Here is a 17,571-nt window from a genome sequence, read left to right as displayed (position 1 = left end):
TATCAGTTTTTTCAATTCTTCACGGGTAATCCATTTTTTAACTTTTAAAGAAGGGGTTCTACTCATGAATAATAATTATGATCTTCATTAGTTAAAAATATTACGTCTTATACTATAAAATTAATTTATTATTTATGAAAGATCTATGATTGAAATCCTGAACCTTCTGGTTGTGTTCCACCAGGTCCTTTTGTTATTTCTTCTATATTGCCATATAAGCTTAGTTCTGGTTTTTCATATTTTTTCTTTTCCATATTTTCACCTTTAATATCAGTTAATTCCTTTTTATTTATAAATATATTTAAAAAATGGGTCTGTAAAGTTATTGGGAGTTGGTATTTTTTATGTGTTTTTCTGTCCAGTTTTCCATTTGTTTTAGCAAATAATTGATTGTTCCGTTTGGTGTTCTGTATTTTCTTTTTAATTCATCTGGTAATGTTTGTCTGTAGTAGTTTTCATTGCAACTGGTTGTTCGTGGCACGTTTGGGTTTCGAGTGTATTGTGTGAGTCTCTGGAAATCAGGAACTATTCTATCTTTAACGAAATTCTGTAATACTCTGGGAATTTCTTCGAATTTGTCTAGAAGTCTTTCAAGTCTTTGCGTTGATATTTCCTCCACATTGGTGTCGAATACGTGCTTTATTTCCCTGAAATAAAATCTTAATCTCATTTTATCCTCATCAGACACAGTTTTAGACCTTAATATGGGATATATTTCGTATTTCATATTTTTTAACAGGTGAAAATTGCAAATCATTGATTTGCAAACTCACAACGATAGTTGTGAGAGATGCATTGTTGATGAATAACTCTCAATTTATCTGTTATACTTTTATATTCCTGTAATCCATCAGTGGTTAATGAATAAAATCGTTTATACTCAGTAGATGTTACTATGAACTCTTTTATGGTGTCGTATTCTTTATCGAGTGCTATTTCTTCGGCTACTGGAATATTTAATATGTAATCGTATAAAGTTAAACGGTAATGCCATAGCCCGTTAAGTTTAATCCACTGCTTATCATAGGTGTAATATCCGGAATAATCAACATCTATGTTCTCAATCCGATTTTCCAGCTCGCAAGTCTGCCAGTTTCTGATGGAGGTATGGGATGGTTGGATACTGAAGAACGTCTGAAAGCCGTCGAAAATCTTGAATTTTCGGGCAATCAAAAATCGAAGATTTTTGAAAGTCCGCTGCAGCTTTACACAGTGAACGATATCCCGTTTTAATGAATGCATTTAATTTATCTGCAAAAACGTTTGCATACCTGTGATGGGGTTTTATAACCGAATCCAATTGCGTTACGAACTTTTTACTACAACTTTTGCACTTGTATTTTTGCATATAAATCCTTTGAGGGCCGAATTCACCTAAAATCGGGTTTATTTCCTGCCATCCCTGCTTAGTCACATTTCTTGACTCACAATTTGGGCATGCTGACTTAACATACTCAAAATGATTATCAGCAAGCAAATTCAAGGCCTGATTCACATTCCGAGGCGCATCTATACTTTGAAATCTGTTGGTTAAGACTTGTTCAAATTTTGGTTTTCCCACACCAAAATCGAAAAGATTAAGTTGTATGGAATCAATACATGAACTGAGAGTAGGTATTATATTGTTTGTCATATCAATATATCTACTCTCACCTTATATTTATCTTTAACGGCTTTAAATCAAAATTTAAGATTTATGAGACAAGAAAAATCTATGATTCATAGAATTTCCAAATTTGTCGCAGCACCCATTAACTTTACAACCTCTAAAAAATAGGGTTGTAAATTTATTGGGAGTTGAGCAGATTTATTGAAATATTTTTGATTTAATATATCTTTGTTTACTGAAAGAACAATAATTAACAAATATGAAATATTATAAACATTCCAACACCCGTTAACTTTACAGTCCCTAATAAATAAAGTCTTAAAAAAAGAATTTAAGTAATTATGTATGTAGTTTGTGCGTTGTTGTAGTTTTTGTAGTCAAATTCAGATATACTGGTTATTGAGGCGTAATTCCTGATTGTTCCTGATGTTGCTGTTATTTCTGCTGTAATTTTTAGTATTTTTGCTGGTTCTCCATAATTAAAGTTTCCTATACTCCAAACTCCTGAAGTGGAGTTATATGTGCTTGTTGTTGTCCAAGTGTTTCCTCCATCAACTGAAAGTGTACAATTTTCGTATTTTAATCCTGTAGGTAACTTATCAGTTATATTGAGTCCTGTAGCATTGTCTGGTCCGTTATTTTGAAGTGTTATAGTGTAAATTACATAGTTTTTACTATTTTGGGTAAATGTTTCGTAATTTTGGTTAAGCTGAATGTCGACGCCTTTCGGAATATTGAATGCATAATTTGAAACATTATTTCCACTATTAGTGTCAATTTGATCTACATATGCTAATCTAGCAGTTGTTGTTTGATTTATTGTTTTATTACCTGATGAAATCACATTGAAGCTTACTATCATTGATGCTGAGGTTCCGTTAGGTAAAAAACCTGCAAACCATGTTACTGTGTTGTTGTTACTGTTATATTGGGCTGTTCCCAAACCTCGGGTATTAAAATCTACAAATACAAATGAACTACCCAAACTAAATTCGATTATAACATTTGTGGCATCGTCCGGACCGTTATTTCTAATACTAACAACCATTACTGGAGTGTTAGAAATATAATATGTGTCTTCATAGGTATTTGTAGTGTAATAATATTGCCATGGTGTATTCCTAACCCTAATATCTACCGCAGGAACATAAACACCCATAATAGTACTATCTGGATTATTTGGGTCATATTCAGTCTGATTTAGTTTAGTTGCAGTGTTATTAATAGTACTTTGAGGTGTTGCATTTCCTGTAATATTCAAAGTCGCAAATGTTCCATTTAAAAGACTTCCTATGTTCCAGATTCCAGTAACAGAATCATATGTTCCAACTGAAGGAGTTACAATCCAACCAGTTAGTCCTGTTGGGATCAAATTTCTTATATTTATGTTTGTAGCTGTATCAGGTCCATTATTTGTAGCAGTAACCACAAAAGTTACCTTATTTCCTGAATAATTTCCAACCTGGCTTAAAGCAACATCCGCTTTTTTCACATAAATTGAAGCATCAGAAACATTCACTGTAAACGGATACTCATCATGTGTCTCAGTCACATGATTTATTATATTTGTTCCTGCAGTTGAATTCTGCAGCACTCCAGTAAAGGTTAAAGTTGCTGTGGAACCTTTTGCAAGACTATCAATAGTCCAGATGCCTCCATTGTAACTACCAACTCCGTGAGTGTCTACAGTGAAACCTGCTGGTAGCGGTGCGTTGATTCTGATATTTGTTGCTGGATCTTCACCATTGTTGGTCACAGTTACTGTAAATACTGCTGTATCACCAACATTTAAACTGCTTGAATTTGCAGTATTGGTAATTACTACATTTGCTTCTTTTACATGAATTGTGGCATCAGAAATATTCACAGCTTGGGGATATTCATCCCATGTTGCATTTCCGTTATTTGTTATGTTCATTCCAGCCATTGCAGGTGTTAATGTAGCTGTGAAGGTTATTGTAGCTGAACTTCCACTTGCAAGGCTATCAATTGCCCAAACACTTCCGTTGTAGCTTCCAGCTGTTGGTGTTCCTGCTGTGAATCCACATGGAAGCAGGTCATTAATTTTAATGTTTGTAGCAGCATTGGGCCCATTATTGGTTACTGTAACTGTGAAAGTTCCAGTTTGACCTACATTTAAGTTGCTGCTATTTACAGTGTTTGTAATTACTAAATCTGCTTTTTTAGTGTAGACATCGGCTGCAGCAACGGCAGGTAGTGAGTTATATTCAGTTTGTGCAGTCCTGTTTGTATAATTAGTGATATTTAATCCGGCCCATGCTGAAGTAACAGTTCCAGTAATGTTTAAAGTTGCGCTGGCTCCATTTATTAAAGTTCCAATATTCCACAATCCACTACTTAAGTCATATAATCCAGCGCTGGCTGAATAAACAACATTTGATAAACCCTCAGGCATTAAATCTGTAATTTTTAATCCATTAGCTGCGTCTGGCCCATTATTATTTGCAGTTACAAGATAAGTTACAGTGTCACCAACATTAACAGTAGCACTGCTTGCTCCATTAACGGTTTGAGTTATTGCAACATCAGCTTTTTTAACATGTGCTGTGGCTGAAGTGGTGTTGCTTAAACTGTTGTACTGGTCCTGTGCTATCCTTGTTGCAGTGTTAGTTATGTCTGTTCCGGCTATTGCAGATGTAGCAGCTCCGCTTATAGTTAAAGTGGCTGCTGCACTGTTTGCAAGACTTGGAATAACCCAAACACCGTTATAATACGTTCCCAATGAAGGTGTTACAGTTACATTACTTAAACCTGCAGGGATGATGTCTTCTATCATTATACCTGTAGCTGTGCTCGGCCCATGGTTTGTGGCAGTGACGATATAATTTATAATATCTCCAACATTTACCGGCGAGTTTGCTGTTTGTGTTAATTCCACGTTAGCTGTTGCATCAGTATTGATTATGGAGATGCTTGAAAGTATTAATGGTAGGAGGTTCCTTGCTGCAAGGTTCTGTTTTCTTGGGGTGGAATACTGGTCGTCGTATAAAAGGTTACCGTAATTTCCAGTTACATAGGCGGTGACCACTGCAGTACTGCCATTTGGAATGTTAGATAACCTAACTGAAACCTGACCGTTTGCATCGGTTATTCCTGAATTCTGACTTAGTGTTCCTTTATCTTTTCGGAATTGAACTGTAATTCCCTGTAAAGGATTACCATTCTGGTCCTGGACAGTAGCTGTTAAGTTAACCTGCCCACCGTTTGGTATTTTTACAGTTTCAGGGGTTAAAGTGATGCTGTAAGGGTACTGCATGGAAATTGCAGCATTTATAATTTCCCATGCCCTGTCTCGAACAACTGTTGAACCAGAGGGCCCGTCTCTCCTTCCATCGTTAGGGGCTGTCATGAACTGGTAGTATCCAGGTATAGGATTAGGTCCGCCGTAAGGTCCATAATGTAGTGATGTGAAGTACCAGATTGCGCACTGTATAGCTGCGGCTTCATTATTGCTGCTGGAAGGGTTGTAATTATTTATAATGTATGTTACCTTTCCCCAATCCACTCCACCTGGTAGATCTCCTGCTGTTCCTGGTAACGGCCCGTTAACCAGTAAAACATCCCCTATGTTAATCGGAGTGAAAAGATCAATACAGTAGGCCTGATAAGTATTACCATCAACTCTAACATTTATCACTCCTGCAAAACCTGTTTTATTCTGTCCCTGAATGTACACGTTCCTACCGTTTCCAGTTCCGGTTAATGTAGCGGTTTTAGGGGTCATTTCGATGTTTGCAGTGCCGTAGTAGTTAGGATCCGTGGGGTAATCAGATCCGGGGCTAACGTTTACTGTCCGGGTTATGTTGTCACATCCAATGTAACTGGATGTCACCCGGAAAGTGGTATCTGTACTGTAAAAACCTATTGAATAATATCCATTTTCATCGGTTGTGGCAGTGCCCAGTATTCTGCTGCTGGACGCTGTTGTGTTAACAGTGACTGTGGCACCCTGTAAAGGTCTTATGTGACCATATTCATTTATCGTGACTGTCCCGTTTATTATAGGATCTGCAGTGCAGCCGATTGAATCCTGCGTTTCATTTGCAGTATCATTAACAGCAGCCGCTGAAGCTCCACATAATACAATTGCAAAGATAAATGATATTAAAATCATAAGCATACTTCTTTGCATTCTTTTTTCACCTCATAGACCTAATTTTTTTAAGAATAATTCTTAATTATTACTAAAATCTTTATTTATGCATATAATCGAGGTAATGTGAAAAACTATTAAAAATAGGTAATTTGCTGTGATAAAATTCACGATTATATATATGATTTAGTGTATAATATGTGAAAATACCATATAAATGTTTCTGTGATGGCAGCACTGATTATGGGATACAAATTTCGATTTAATGAGCTTTAAAGGCTTTTCAAAATGAGGATAAATAATTAAAATTCTTAAATTAAATGCATTTAAATTAATTTAAAATATTGGATAAAATATGGCCATATTTACTTAAAATAGGCTAAATAATTTCTTTTTTATCCTTCATTTTATGATAGGATAGAGATAAAAATGAATTGTGAAAAAGGACACATTAAGATTTTCTGGTTGTGAAAATTTGCACTTAAGAATTTAATTTTTGTGAAAAGTGGAACAAAAAGAATCTCCTGTGTGAAAGCTGGAACAAAAGTAATTTTGTAAGACCCATGCCCATGTACTACATATTTATTCAGGGTTATGAATTAATTTTAACAAATAATTTAACATTACCTATCCTTATTTTAACATTGCTTTAAAAATTGCACTAACTTGAAGAGGAGTCTTAAATATTATATGGAAACTCGTAAAAACCATAAAAATAAATGAATTCATGATTAAGTTCAAGGGAATTTATAGAAATGGTTCAAAAAGGATTTTAATGAACTTCAATATCATTGATAACAGGTTATGGAAATACATAACAACCCTCAAAAGTTTTAAATCTAAAAATGTGACATTAGCGCTGGCTTTAATGGTTTTTACAAGTTTAACTGAAGGAATAAGTCTTTTATTACTTGTTCCTTTACTTCAGCTTGTTGGACTGGATGTTCAGCAGGGATCACTTGGTCAAATAGCTGACTTTGTGGCATCAATTTTTAATTCAATCGGGATAACACCCACTTTGGCGGTAGTTTTACTGATCTATGTGTTTATAATCAGTTTAAATGCCTTTATCTATAAACTTCAGACCACCGAGACTTCTAAAATCCAGTACGAGTTTGCAGCTAAATTAAGAAAGCGCCTTTTTAAAAGAATCACTGGCTCAAACTGGATTTTCTTTACAAGGAGCAGATCTTCTGATTTTGCCCACGCATTAACCAATGAGATTGAAAGAATCAGCACCGGAACAGGACAGTTTTTGACTCTTGTTGCCAGTTTGCTGGTTTTAACAGTTTATATTATATTTGCACTTAAATTATCAGGGCTAATAACAGGACTTGTTTTTCTTGTAGGAATTATATTATTGCTTTTACTTAAAAATAGAACCCAATCTGCCGGTTCAAGTGGTGAAAAAATAACTTCCGTTACTAAGAATATGTATTCAGCAGCGATTCAGCACCTTGATGGAATGAAAACAGTTAAAAGTTTCAATATGGAAGAGAAGAATGTTCATGAATTTTCTGATGTGGCTGATGAAGTATCAGGAAGTTACATGAACGCAATAAAAAATTATGCTGATGTGAAATTACTTTTTGACATAGGGTCTGTAGCCATTTTAAGTTTAATTGTATTTATTTTAATCAGCTTTATCAGGATTTCTACAGCAGAGCTTTTAATTCTTTTATTTTTATTTGTAAGGATGATTCCTCGTTTTTCAATTATTCAAAGAAGCTATCAGTATTTCATAAACATGCTACCTGCCTTTGCATCTGTAATGAATTTAGAAGAAGAATGCAAAAAAGCAACTGAAAATCAGAATGACTTAGAAAATATTCAATTTTCGGAGGAAATTAAATTTAAGAATGTTTCTTTTTATTATAATAAAGAAAAAGGGTCCTTTGGTATTGAAGGACTTAATTTAGATATTGGGACCGGTAAAACAACTGCAATTGTTGGTTTATCTGGTGCAGGTAAAAGTACAGTTTGTGATTTGGTTATGGGACTAATGAAACCTGATAAAGGACAGATATTGATTGATGGTTCATTAAGACCTGAAAACGCTCCAAGCTGGCGAAAGCAGATAGGATACGTTGCCCAGGACACGTTTCTGTTTAATGATACTGTGAGGAACAATTTACTTTTTGCAGACCCTAAAGCCAGTGATGAAGAAATTTTAAATGCGCTGAAATTAGCATCGGCCCATGAATTTGTTTTAAAACTACCAGGGGGGCTTGATACATTGATTGGAGACCGTGGAGTCCTTTTATCAGGTGGAGAAAAGCAGCGTTTAGCTCTTGCCAGAGCATTGCTACGCAAACCATCCCTTTTGATACTGGATGAAGCCACCAGCAATCTGGATTCAAAAAATGAGAAAAAAATACTGGACTCAATAGAGAAACTTCACGGCGATATGACGATTTTGATGATTGCGCACAGGTTATCGACTATTCGTAGTGCTGATATTATTTACTTAATTGAAAATGGTCGTTTAATTGAGTCTGGAAAGTGGAATGAGCTTATTTCACTGGAGAATGGGAAATTTAAGGCAATTTTCGATGCTCAAAAGATGCATTAATGAGAAATTAACTTTGGATAACTACTTTCAATTCATATCTTACTATTTTCCGTTCAGGATCCTCAAAGCGCAGATAAAAGCGAGATTGACCTTCTGTAGGTATTGTTTCAGGTTTTAATGATGCGCTATTGTTGGTTGCAATTAAAGTATCATTTTCATCAAAAACATCAGCAGTGATTTCAACATTAGAAGCATCTTTAAGCGCTTTATTTCCAACGTAGCCCCATACATAATAATAAGTGGTATTGTTTCTGTCAAAATGGTTCCCAGTTGAATTTGCTATGTAAAGATCGCCCGTTGTAGCAGGGGGTTTTTCCCCAAAAGTACTGTTAGCAGTTGCTTTTATTGTGCAGCCTGATATTGCAACTATAAATAAAATTGAAAATAAAATTATAGGTGGAATTAATATTTTTCTATCCATTTTATCATCCTTTATGCCTTAACTGTGATTAGCTTTATTTATAATAATGAATAGTTTAATAAATAGATTGTTGCAGTGTTCTGGAGGTCACAATGAAATATTTAACTGGTAAATGGGAAAGATTTCAAATTGCGTGCAGAAGATGAATTGCTTCTTTGCTGTGCAAGAGCAAGTGCAAACAACTGATAAAATATTATTTTTAATTCAAAATGAGTTAGGGGCTATTATGGATTAATAACTACTTCATACAACAGGAAACACCCGAAAAGATAAAAAAATAGTATTTAAAAATCATATTTAACAGGTTTTTGCTTTTCTCGCCTTTTAATCTTCTCTATAAATTCAGGGCGGAGTTCAGGCTCAATTTCGGTCTTTCTTTTAGTGATGATGGGACGTTTTTTCTTTCTATCTTTCTTTACATTCATTGAATTATGCATAAATCATTCCTCATTAATAATTATCAGATCTGAAACATTTTTTATAACGAACCTAATCCAGAACTTAATCCCTTACGGAGTTTTTATTGGAATACTAAATATATCTTCGCCATTAATAATTTCATCCGTTGAAAGATTAGGATCATGAAATTTTATATTTTCTTTTTTAATGAATTCAATTGTAGCCAAAAAAGATTTACTTTTAAAGTTATTATTAATTAATTCTTTGGATATAACTCTTAATTTATCCATTTGAACAGGTATTTTATCTCTTTGTGGATAAATTGCATGTTTAGACTCATATAAGTCGCATATTGGAAGGGACTTACCAACAATATCAATATAATCGTTATGTATTGGTTTATTTCTAAGAAATATCTTTGCTTCTCTTTCTATATCATTATACGTTGAACTATTCTGGAGAAACAGTTTAACTAAATGTAATGCAATTATACCAAAATAATTAGCACTTTTTCCGGTATTTCCTTTAACATAATTATTCCATATTTCAAGTATCTTCCTATCAGCAAGTTCAAAATCAACATTCTTATTTAAATCTATAATTTCTCTTATAACTGTCCTATTCATGGAAAGTAATTTATTAATATCTACTTTATCAGAATGAAAAAGCTCACTACTATTTTTAGCAAAAAAGAAGAAGAAAATAACTTGTTCTTCTATATTTAAAGAAGATTTAACGTTATTTAGGATTTCCAATCCTTCTTTTTCATAATCAACTTTTGTCTTTTTTGTTATCCTTAGTTGATTCATCTTTCAGAACCTTCAATGTCTATTAGTAGTGGAAATGGAGGAATATTATTATATTTCAGAAAGATAGAAAGTAATGAATTTCCATCTACAGTAGCCAAACTTCTCATCTGTTGTTCTTTCTGGTTTTCTGTAAGATTTTCATCGCCATCTTTCTCATATTTAAATACATAACTAACTTCTAAATCAAATAAGACTGTTTTTTTCTTGATATTTACGATATATTTGTCAAATTCAGTCATTTTTTCATCTTTTAGAACTTCAAAGTTGTCTATTCCTGTTTCTAAAGTTATTTCTTTCGACTGGTTTTCAATGGGTTCATAAAATTCCAAATTCCAATTTTTAATAAAAAATGTTGTCAATTAAATCACCAGAATGAGCTTCATTAATTTTTTGTCTTGATTAGCTCTTTTCTTTAACATATTTTGATTGTAATTTGTATTTTCCTAAAATAAAGCTATTAATTCCAATATTTTCATTTTCGGGTAGCTTCATTTCAATAAATTTAGGAGGTGTTATAAGAACATTAAATTTTCTAAAATCTTTGATCATTCCTCTTAATTTAGTTTCTACATTGCCAACATCAACATCTTTAGAGTTCAATTCTATGAATTTATAAAAGTCTTCTCTTAAGAGTTTACTGAATATATCTTTTATTTCTTTTTCATGTTCTAAATTGTATTTAGATTCTACTATCTTAATGAAAGATTGAATAACCATAAAAATGCTTAAATGCCAGACAAAAAATTCCATAGGGTCTAAATGAGTAGTTCTTTTGTACTCTAATCTAATATTATCAATGCAAAATTCTTCAATTTGGTTGAAAAGCTCTTTTTTATCATCATCAGTTAATTGAGGTTTCAATATATCAAAAAATAATTTATCAAAAGTAGAGATTAAACTAGATGATTCTATTTCAGGTCTTCTGACATTAGAGTATTTTATAGATTCTAATAATGAATATTCTCGGTCATAAGTTTCTGAAATTACGTTTCCCATTATATCACCCAGTAATTAGTTATTAATTTATATATTTTTTACCTTAAAATGTTATTCTTTTAACAAGACACATCCGAAAAGATAAAAAATAGTATTTAAAAGTCATATTTAACAGGTTTTTGCTTTTCTCGCCTTTTAATCTTCTCTATAAATTCAGGGCGGAGTTCAGGCTCAATTTCAGTCTTTTTAGTGATGATGGTAACTTTTTTTCCATCTTTCACTCAAAAATCTTTCATTCGAAAGATTTTTGGTGCTCACAAAAACGAAGTTTTTGTGGCCGTAAAAACCGGAAGTTTTTACATGCCCCAAATGCTACGCATTTGAGGGTTTAATTTTTAAGCTGTGCATAAATCATGCCCCTGTAATATTATTTTATTGTGTGTGGATTCTACTATAAATAGTGAACATGGTCTAATTTATGAAGTTTTATGATATATTTGATAATATCATTACAGTAATTCCACATCAAATTCTGTATTTTGAAGTCTTTTATCCAGTGACCTTGTTATGGATGTAGAGGTTATCGAGATGAACGTAGAGCCGAAAACGCAATTGCTACGAGCAAAGGCTATATTAAAAAGGAATTATATGCTATTTGTGAATGAGGGAATAGGGAAAAATTATCGGAGATATCCCTATCATCTACATAAAAAGTTTTATTAAAACAGCATCATATATAATAACAACATGAAAACTCCTGAAAAATATCCGGAGGAAGTGTATGAATTTGTAAAAGAAATCCTCCGCAGATATAAGGACAGGGTGGAAACCATAATTTTATTTGGATCTGTTGCCAGAGGAGAAGCCCGAGAAGAATCTGATATTGATATTTTGGTGGTGGGAGATGTTGACCTTGATGAACTGGTAGAAGTATCATTTCCACTTTTACTTAAATATGGTAAACTTATATCAGCAAAAGATATGAAAAAATCTCGCTTTAAAAAGCAAGCTAAAGAAGGTTATTCTTTTATCAACAATGTATTGAATGATGGTGTTATTTTATATGAAAGAATGGGAAAAGCATCTGGAGAGGGCTGAAGAGAAGTTAAAATCAGCCCATATACTATTTGATAATAATATGCTCGCTGATTCTATCAGTGAGTCTTACTATTCTATGTATCACGCAGCTAAGGCACTTTTGGCTTTAAAAAATGTGTATCCCAGAACACATGCAGGTCTTGTATCACAATTTGGATTAAATTTTGCTGCTGAAGGATTGATTGAGGATTTTTATGCCAAAAGTTTGGCAAAAGCCGAAACAAAGCGTGAAAAAGCAGACTATGACGTATTTTATGTTCCTTCACGAGATGAATCAGAATTATTACTTGAAGACGCAGCAAAATTTTTAAATAGAATAAATATGGCAATTATCGATATAAATGATTTAAAAGGTAAAAAGGACTGAAGTAACTAAGTTTAAAAGCAGTTTAAAATAATAAAATCCTAAATTGAAAAAAATAGATTAGATAAGTTTATGCTAAAAAAATTTATTTTTATGAAGCTGATTAAAGAAAAAAAGAAGATAATTATTACCCTTTTTCATCATGCTTTGATCTATGGACTCAAGAATATCCTTAATTCACTGGAGAGACTCCATGGAAACATCACCATATTGATTATAGCCCCTCGTTTGTCAACCCTTCGAAATGCAGATATATTTGATAATTATTATATAACTTTTTGATTAATTAAAAAATAGGACAATACTAAAGAATTAACTAAGGAACATGGGATGTAATTGGGCTTTAAATGACATATGCTCTTTTTTGTTTTATATAATGCTAATAAGGCTTAATTTATTCAAAAGTCATATTTAATGGGGGTTTTTTTTTATCTAAAGAAAATTGCGGCTATGATGCTTGAGTCAAGAACACATTTATCTGGCATTTCTATCTTCCCTTATGAGTTTTGCAGATTCTACATTTTTTTTCATCTGTTTCCTTAATTTTTGAGCCTTTTTCAAGAGCTTTTCCTTGCTTTTTTGTTTAATCAAATTCATTGCGGCCACCATAATCTTCCTGAACCTGGCTGAAATAGGTATAAACAGAATTTGCAGCATATACAAATGGAATTTTAAACAGCTGCTTTAGCAAAATGTGCTTTTTGAGAAGGTAAGTTAATGCTATTTTTACCTGCAATATCAAGGTCTAATGGGGTAGGTTTATTTCTAATGATTATTGTAAAATCAGCTTTAATACGAATAAAATCTTTACCTATTACTATTTCCATATTAAGGCCCATAGGTTTTGTTAAATCAAATTTGTTAGCATCAAGAATGTGAGAAGCATGAAGTATTTCTAAAGCTACAGGCACATTATTTTCATCAAAATTTAATATTATATCTTTATCTAAACGTAAAGAGTGTTTATATGTATAATCATCGGTTACATAAAGGAATAATGAATCATTCTGGACATCATAATCATGATTTATATCAAATTCATTTTTAATAACCGGTTTATTATTCATATCATTCACCATTTATTCAGTATAATGTTGTTACTACTCTTATAGATTTTTCGGTGGGGGTCATGGACTACTACTATTACAATTATATCATCATTTCCCTTTATAGGATTAATATATTTAAGTTCAAACTCTCTATCTTCACTTTTTTCAACTTTAATGGGGTTTCTATCTACTATTAAATCTTTAAGTTCTTCATTGGTAAATAATCTGCTTCTTACTCTTATGCGGACATGTGAAGTAATTATTATCTTCTCTCTGGCTATATTTTTCAAGTAATCTTGCTTGAATTCACGAATAGAAACAGAATACTTAATATAAACTCCTCCTCAATGTGATTAGTTTTTGAATATATAAGCTTTTCAATTAAAATCAAAAAGAGTAATAAAGGAGATTGGGACTAAACATGATTAAAAAATAAATTTATGATATTTTTACTGATCTGTTATTATCCATTTAGTTATTACACAATTGATGCTTGTTTCAATGATAACTTTTAAATATACTTCAAATAGCTTAATAAATAGATTGAATTTTTTGATAGTCACAAGTGGGGAGATTCAACTGGTTATGAAAGATAAATTGCGCGTGGAGGATGAGCTTCTTCTTTGCTGTGCCCGGACGAATGTTGAAGCTGGAATTAGAGATAAAATTTTGTATTTAGTTCAGGGTGATTTGGACTGGGATTATTTGTTGAAGTTAGCGATGAGGCATAGGTTGATGCCGCTTTTGTATTATAATCTTAATTCAATTTGTCGGGAAAAAGTCCCAAAACAGATATTAAATAAATTAAAAGATTATTTCAATAAAAATCTTCAAAGAAATCTCTTATTAACTGGAGAGTTGATAAAGGTTTTATCTTTACTAAAATCTAAGAGCATAACTGTAATACCTTATAAAGGGCCGAATCTAGCTAATTCTATATATGGTAACATTGCATTACGAGAATTTAATGATCTTGATGTTTTTATAAAAAAATCTGAAGCTCTTAAAATTAGAAATTTCCTTTTCTCTGAAGGATATTATCCATATTTCCATATTAATAAAAAGTTAGAAGAAATTTATTTTAGATCACAAAAGGGTTTCATTTTAGTAAATGAAAATCATAATTTTTCTATAGATTTTCAGTGGAAATTTTTTAGTAATTTTTTTTCCTTTCCATCGCTCCCTGAATCTTTATTAAGCGATGAACTTGATTTTATGTACTTAAATGGTCATGAAATTTCAGTTTTCTCCCCTGAAAATATGTTTTTAATATTATCTATTCATGCTGCTGGACACCACTGGTCCCGCTTAGCGTGGCTTTGTGACATTGCTGAACTGATCAAAAGATATGATTTGGATTGGAAAGAAATAACAGAAAAAACTAATGAACTAAATATTAAAAGGATATTAAATATTAATCTTATTTTAGTGAATGAAATGTTTGAAGTTAAATTTCCTAAAATAATTTCAAATGAGATATATTCAGACATGTTATCAAAGAAAATATCAATTAAAGTGCAGAAAAACCTTTTTTCTGAAGAATTAAAGTCTCCTAATCTTTGGGATTGGGCTTATTTCCACCTTAAAATTAGAGAAAATTTAAAGAATGGAATTATTGATTCAATAAAAGATGTTACTGTTCCTTCAATTGATGAAATCAAGGGATTAGAATTACCTAATAAGTTATATCCTATTTATTATGTATTTAGACCCTTTAATTTAATTAAAAAATATAAAAAAGGCTAAATAAACTAAAAAACTTGATTACAACTAATTCAATAGATTGATATCGTTAGGATATTATACTAAACCAAAAATTAATTTTACCGAAAAATATTTCTATTAAAGTTATAGTAATAGATTACTATTCTTAAATGTGATATAATGAATAAAAGAATTTTACTTTCCATTGCATATTTTTATCCCCATATTGGGGGTTATGAAAATTATATTTATGAATTGTATTCAAGAATAAACCATGAATTCGATACAGATGTTCTGGTTTTTGATTGTCATCAAAATGAATCCTTTGAAAGCTATAACGGGTTTCAAATATATAGGATGGAATCATGGGGTTTGTTTGGGGGAGTATATCCAGTACCAAAAATCACTTTAAATAATCTAAAGATCATTAATAATATATTAAAAAATGATTATTTGTTTGTTAATACACATACTAGGTTTTTTTTATCTTCCTTCTTGGGATTAATGATTGCTAAATTAAAAAATACAATATTAATTCATACAGAGCATGGATCAGGAAATGTTATTTTTTTAAATACATTTGTAAGTTTAATTTCTAAAATATATGATTTTACATTAGGAAAATTAATAATAAAGTCTGCAAATGTCAATATAGGTATTTCAAAAGCGTCATGCGAATTTTTAAAGATAATGGGTGCAAAAAATACGTATTTAATAAATAATGGAATTGATATTAATCTTTTTGTCAAAAAAGAAACTAATCTTAAAGAAGAACTAGGAATACCCCAAAATTATAGAATAATAACTTTTATTGGACGGTTAATTTACTCCAAAGGAGTACAAGATTTAATAAAGGTATTTAAAGAATTGAAGAAGGATCATTCTAATACGAAATTAATTATTGTTGGAGATGGTAATTATAGAAAGGAACTAGAAATAATTGCTAATGACGATAAAAATATAATGTTTTTAGGTAATAGAAATGATATCCCAGATATTCTTAGTATTACGGATGTATTTGTAAATCCTTCATATTCTGAAGGATTACCTACATCTATATTAGAAGCCATAAGTGTCGGTGTTCCAATAGTAGCCACCAATGTTGGGGGCACTAAAGAAATTTTTAGTAATGAAATGGGTTACTTAATTGATAAAAATAATGAAATGCTATTAGAAAGTATAGTTAAGATTATTGAATCTGATTTTAATCATATAGATCATTCAGTTGGTAAGAAATATATAGAAAAATATTCATGGGATAAAATAGCTACTAAATTTTTAGATGTTATTGAAATCATTCAAGATAAAGCTTATAAACCAGTAAAAAAATGAATTTTATAATCAACAAGGCAAAACATGTTTAAAGTTTTATTTATTAGATCTAATCCTGTAGATCCAGATCCAAGGGTAGAAAAAGAAGCCATTACTTTAAGTAAAAATGGATATAATATTGAAGTTCTAGCATGGGATCGGCACTGCAAATCTTTGGAAGGTGAAAATAAAGGATCCTATAAAATTAGAAGATTTCGTTTAAAATCTTCTTTTGGAAAATCGGAATTGATTTTAAAGTTAATTGTATGGTCAATTTATGAATTAATATACTTATTTAAAAGTGATTGTAATGTTATACATGCCTGTGATTTTGATACATTAATTCCTGCAGTAATTGTGTCAAAAATAAAGAATAAATCTTTAATTTATGATTCTTTTGATTTTTATGCGGATTCTTTACCAAATAAAACACCGGCAATTATTAGAAAAATTATTGCAGAGACTGAAATATTTTTCACACGATTTGCGGATTATGTCATTCTAGCGGATGATTATAGAAGAAAACAATACAAGAATAAATTAAAAAGAGTAATAATTATAAATAATACTCCATTCGAAACTAGTATATCTCACAAAGAAAAGAAGAAAGAAATTATAGTATTTTATGCAGGTGTAATTTATGATGGTCGTGGCCTAAATAAAATGATTGAAGCAATTAAAGATATTGAAAATATTAAGTTAATAATTGCAGGTTATGGGGCTGATGAAAACAACTTAGTAGAAAAAATTAAAAACACTGAAAATTGTGTATTTCTTGGCAAAATTAATTACGATGAAGTAATAAGGATGACGCTAGAAAGTGATATACTTTTTGCATTATACGATCCGAGCATACCTAATCATGAATATTCAAGCCCTAATAAATTATTTGAAGCTATGATGTGCAAAAAACCAATAATTGTAACCCAAGGAACATCAATGGCTAAAATTGTTAAAGAAGAGAACTGTGGAATTATTGTAAATTATGGGGATGTAGAAGAACTGAAAAATGCTTTAATCAGACTTCAAAAAGATCCATTGTTAAGAAGAGAATTAGGAGAAAATGGTAGAAACGCTTATGAAAATAGATATAATTGGACTATAATGGAAAATAGACTCTTAAATGTCTATGAATTAATTAAAGATAAATTTAATAGCAATGCATAAAATATAGAATATAAACAT

Annotated in this window: 19 protein-coding genes; 6 read left to right on the top strand and 13 right to left on the bottom strand. The window is 31.3% G+C overall.

The window, feature by feature from the left end; translation table 11 throughout:
- Positions 1-143: 143 nt before the first annotated feature.
- The 4 genes from PQ963_07970 to PQ963_07955 all read right to left on the bottom strand — a co-directional run bounded on the left by PQ963_07970 (position 144) and on the right by PQ963_07955 (position 5,762).
- On the bottom strand, positions 144-254 hold the full coding sequence (locus tag PQ963_07970; protein MEN4029597.1) for a lasso RiPP family leader peptide-containing protein: 111 nt from the start codon (positions 252-254) through the stop codon (positions 144-146).
- Between the two features lie 68 nt (positions 255-322).
- Complete coding sequence (locus tag PQ963_07965) at positions 323-727, bottom strand: hypothetical protein (protein MEN4029596.1); 405 nt, start codon at positions 725-727, stop codon at positions 323-325.
- Positions 728-753: 26 nt separating this feature from the next.
- Positions 754-1,242 (bottom strand): hypothetical protein, encoded by a 489-nt coding sequence (locus PQ963_07960; protein ID MEN4029595.1) that lies wholly within the window; start codon positions 1,240-1,242, stop codon positions 754-756.
- Between the two features lie 698 nt (positions 1,243-1,940).
- On the bottom strand, positions 1,941-5,762 hold the full coding sequence (locus PQ963_07955) for an Ig-like domain-containing protein (GenBank protein ID MEN4029594.1): 3,822 nt from the start codon (positions 5,760-5,762) through the stop codon (positions 1,941-1,943).
- A 688-nt stretch (positions 5,763-6,450) separates the two neighbouring features.
- Here PQ963_07955 and PQ963_07950 point away from each other — a divergent pair.
- On the top strand, positions 6,451-8,295 hold the full coding sequence (locus tag PQ963_07950) for an ABC transporter ATP-binding protein (GenBank protein MEN4029593.1): 1,845 nt from the start codon (positions 6,451-6,453) through the stop codon (positions 8,293-8,295).
- A gap of 7 nt (positions 8,296-8,302) precedes the next feature.
- Here the strand turns inward: PQ963_07950 and PQ963_07945 are convergent, their stop codons facing one another.
- The 6 genes from PQ963_07945 to PQ963_07920 all read right to left on the bottom strand — a co-directional run bounded on the left by PQ963_07945 (position 8,303) and on the right by PQ963_07920 (position 11,141).
- Positions 8,303-8,716, bottom strand: a complete 414-nt coding sequence (locus PQ963_07945; GenBank protein MEN4029592.1) for an FxLYD domain-containing protein — start codon at positions 8,714-8,716, stop codon at positions 8,303-8,305.
- 284 nt (positions 8,717-9,000) lie between these two features.
- The gene (locus tag PQ963_07940; GenBank protein ID MEN4029591.1) at positions 9,001-9,153 is read right to left on the bottom strand and encodes a hypothetical protein; all 153 of its coding nucleotides are present in this window, start codon (positions 9,151-9,153) and stop codon (positions 9,001-9,003) included.
- A gap of 72 nt (positions 9,154-9,225) precedes the next feature.
- Entirely contained in the window at positions 9,226-9,924 is a 699-nt protein-coding gene (locus tag PQ963_07935) for a hypothetical protein (protein MEN4029590.1), read from the bottom strand.
- The gene (locus PQ963_07930; GenBank protein MEN4029589.1) at positions 9,921-10,283 is read right to left on the bottom strand and encodes a hypothetical protein; all 363 of its coding nucleotides are present in this window, start codon (positions 10,281-10,283) and stop codon (positions 9,921-9,923) included. Before PQ963_07930 ends, PQ963_07935 begins: the two co-directional genes overlap by 4 nt.
- A gap of 40 nt (positions 10,284-10,323) precedes the next feature.
- Positions 10,324-10,920: a hypothetical protein gene (locus PQ963_07925; protein ID MEN4029588.1), complete on the bottom strand. Its 597-nt coding sequence runs from the start codon at positions 10,918-10,920 to the stop codon at positions 10,324-10,326.
- A gap of 95 nt (positions 10,921-11,015) precedes the next feature.
- The gene (locus PQ963_07920; protein ID MEN4029587.1) at positions 11,016-11,141 is read right to left on the bottom strand and encodes a hypothetical protein; all 126 of its coding nucleotides are present in this window, start codon (positions 11,139-11,141) and stop codon (positions 11,016-11,018) included.
- A gap of 466 nt (positions 11,142-11,607) precedes the next feature.
- On the opposite strand from PQ963_07920, the gene PQ963_07915 reads away from it, so the two are divergent.
- Entirely contained in the window at positions 11,608-11,958 is a 351-nt protein-coding gene (locus PQ963_07915) for a nucleotidyltransferase domain-containing protein (GenBank protein MEN4029586.1), read from the top strand.
- Positions 11,924-12,325 (top strand): HEPN domain-containing protein, encoded by a 402-nt coding sequence (locus tag PQ963_07910; protein ID MEN4029585.1) that lies wholly within the window; start codon positions 11,924-11,926, stop codon positions 12,323-12,325. The genes PQ963_07915 and PQ963_07910 overlap by 35 nt, the downstream gene beginning before the upstream one ends.
- 471 nt (positions 12,326-12,796) lie before the next feature.
- Here PQ963_07910 and PQ963_07905 read toward each other — a convergent pair whose 3' ends face one another.
- From PQ963_07905 to PQ963_07895, 3 genes are all read right to left on the bottom strand, one after another.
- Entirely contained in the window at positions 12,797-12,919 is a 123-nt protein-coding gene (locus PQ963_07905) for a hypothetical protein (GenBank protein ID MEN4029584.1), read from the bottom strand.
- Positions 12,920-12,993: 74 nt separating this feature from the next.
- A complete protein-coding gene (locus PQ963_07900; protein ID MEN4029583.1) occupies positions 12,994-13,389 on the bottom strand; it encodes a DUF2283 domain-containing protein in 396 nt (131 codons plus the stop codon).
- 5 nt (positions 13,390-13,394) lie between these two features.
- Entirely contained in the window at positions 13,395-13,661 is a 267-nt protein-coding gene (locus tag PQ963_07895; protein ID MEN4029582.1) for a hypothetical protein, read from the bottom strand.
- A gap of 295 nt (positions 13,662-13,956) precedes the next feature.
- On the opposite strand from PQ963_07895, the gene PQ963_07890 reads away from it, so the two are divergent.
- From PQ963_07890 to PQ963_07880, 3 genes are all read left to right on the top strand, one after another.
- On the top strand, positions 13,957-15,117 hold the full coding sequence (locus tag PQ963_07890) for a nucleotidyltransferase family protein (GenBank protein ID MEN4029581.1): 1,161 nt from the start codon (positions 13,957-13,959) through the stop codon (positions 15,115-15,117).
- 138 nt (positions 15,118-15,255) lie between these two features.
- Positions 15,256-16,407: a glycosyltransferase family 4 protein gene (locus PQ963_07885; GenBank protein ID MEN4029580.1), complete on the top strand. Its 1,152-nt coding sequence runs from the start codon at positions 15,256-15,258 to the stop codon at positions 16,405-16,407.
- A 24-nt stretch (positions 16,408-16,431) separates the two neighbouring features.
- Positions 16,432-17,553: a glycosyltransferase family 4 protein gene (locus PQ963_07880; GenBank protein ID MEN4029579.1), complete on the top strand. Its 1,122-nt coding sequence runs from the start codon at positions 16,432-16,434 to the stop codon at positions 17,551-17,553.
- Positions 17,554-17,571: the final 18 nt, after the last annotated feature.

The sequence above is a fragment of the Methanobacterium sp. genome (assembly GCA_039666455.1).
In the GTDB taxonomy this organism is placed as follows: Archaea; Methanobacteriota; Methanobacteria; order Methanobacteriales; family Methanobacteriaceae; genus Methanobacterium_D.
Note: the sequence above shows the minus strand (reverse complement) of the source record. Positions and strands in the feature narration are given on the sequence as shown.

Excerpts from the sequence above, each read along its gene's own strand:
- PQ963_07970 (MEN4029597.1), bottom strand. The coding sequence starts at position 254 with ATGGAAAAGAAAAAATATGAAAAACCAGAACTAAGCTTATATGGCAAT.
- PQ963_07965 (MEN4029596.1), bottom strand. The coding sequence starts at position 727 with ATGAAATACGAAATATATCCCATATTAAGGTCTAAAACTGTGTCTGAT.
- PQ963_07960 (MEN4029595.1), bottom strand. The coding sequence starts at position 1,242 with ATGCATTCATTAAAACGGGATATCGTTCACTGTGTAAAGCTGCAGCGG.
- PQ963_07955 (MEN4029594.1), bottom strand. The coding sequence starts at position 5,762 with ATGCAAAGAAGTATGCTTATGATTTTAATATCATTTATCTTTGCAATT.
- PQ963_07950 (MEN4029593.1), top strand. The coding sequence starts at position 6,451 with ATGATTAAGTTCAAGGGAATTTATAGAAATGGTTCAAAAAGGATTTTA.
- PQ963_07945 (MEN4029592.1), bottom strand. The coding sequence starts at position 8,716 with ATGGATAGAAAAATATTAATTCCACCTATAATTTTATTTTCAATTTTA.
- PQ963_07940 (MEN4029591.1), bottom strand. The coding sequence starts at position 9,153 with ATGCATAATTCAATGAATGTAAAGAAAGATAGAAAGAAAAAACGTCCC.
- PQ963_07935 (MEN4029590.1), bottom strand. The coding sequence starts at position 9,924 with ATGAATCAACTAAGGATAACAAAAAAGACAAAAGTTGATTATGAAAAA.
- PQ963_07925 (MEN4029588.1), bottom strand. The coding sequence starts at position 10,920 with ATGGGAAACGTAATTTCAGAAACTTATGACCGAGAATATTCATTATTA.
- PQ963_07915 (MEN4029586.1), top strand. The coding sequence starts at position 11,608 with ATGAAAACTCCTGAAAAATATCCGGAGGAAGTGTATGAATTTGTAAAA.
- PQ963_07910 (MEN4029585.1), top strand. The coding sequence starts at position 11,924 with ATGAAAGAATGGGAAAAGCATCTGGAGAGGGCTGAAGAGAAGTTAAAA.
- PQ963_07905 (MEN4029584.1), bottom strand. The coding sequence starts at position 12,919 with ATGAATTTGATTAAACAAAAAAGCAAGGAAAAGCTCTTGAAAAAGGCT.
- PQ963_07900 (MEN4029583.1), bottom strand. The coding sequence starts at position 13,389 with ATGAATAATAAACCGGTTATTAAAAATGAATTTGATATAAATCATGAT.
- PQ963_07890 (MEN4029581.1), top strand. The coding sequence starts at position 13,957 with ATGAAAGATAAATTGCGCGTGGAGGATGAGCTTCTTCTTTGCTGTGCC.
- PQ963_07885 (MEN4029580.1), top strand. The coding sequence starts at position 15,256 with ATGAATAAAAGAATTTTACTTTCCATTGCATATTTTTATCCCCATATT.
- PQ963_07880 (MEN4029579.1), top strand. The coding sequence starts at position 16,432 with ATGTTTAAAGTTTTATTTATTAGATCTAATCCTGTAGATCCAGATCCA.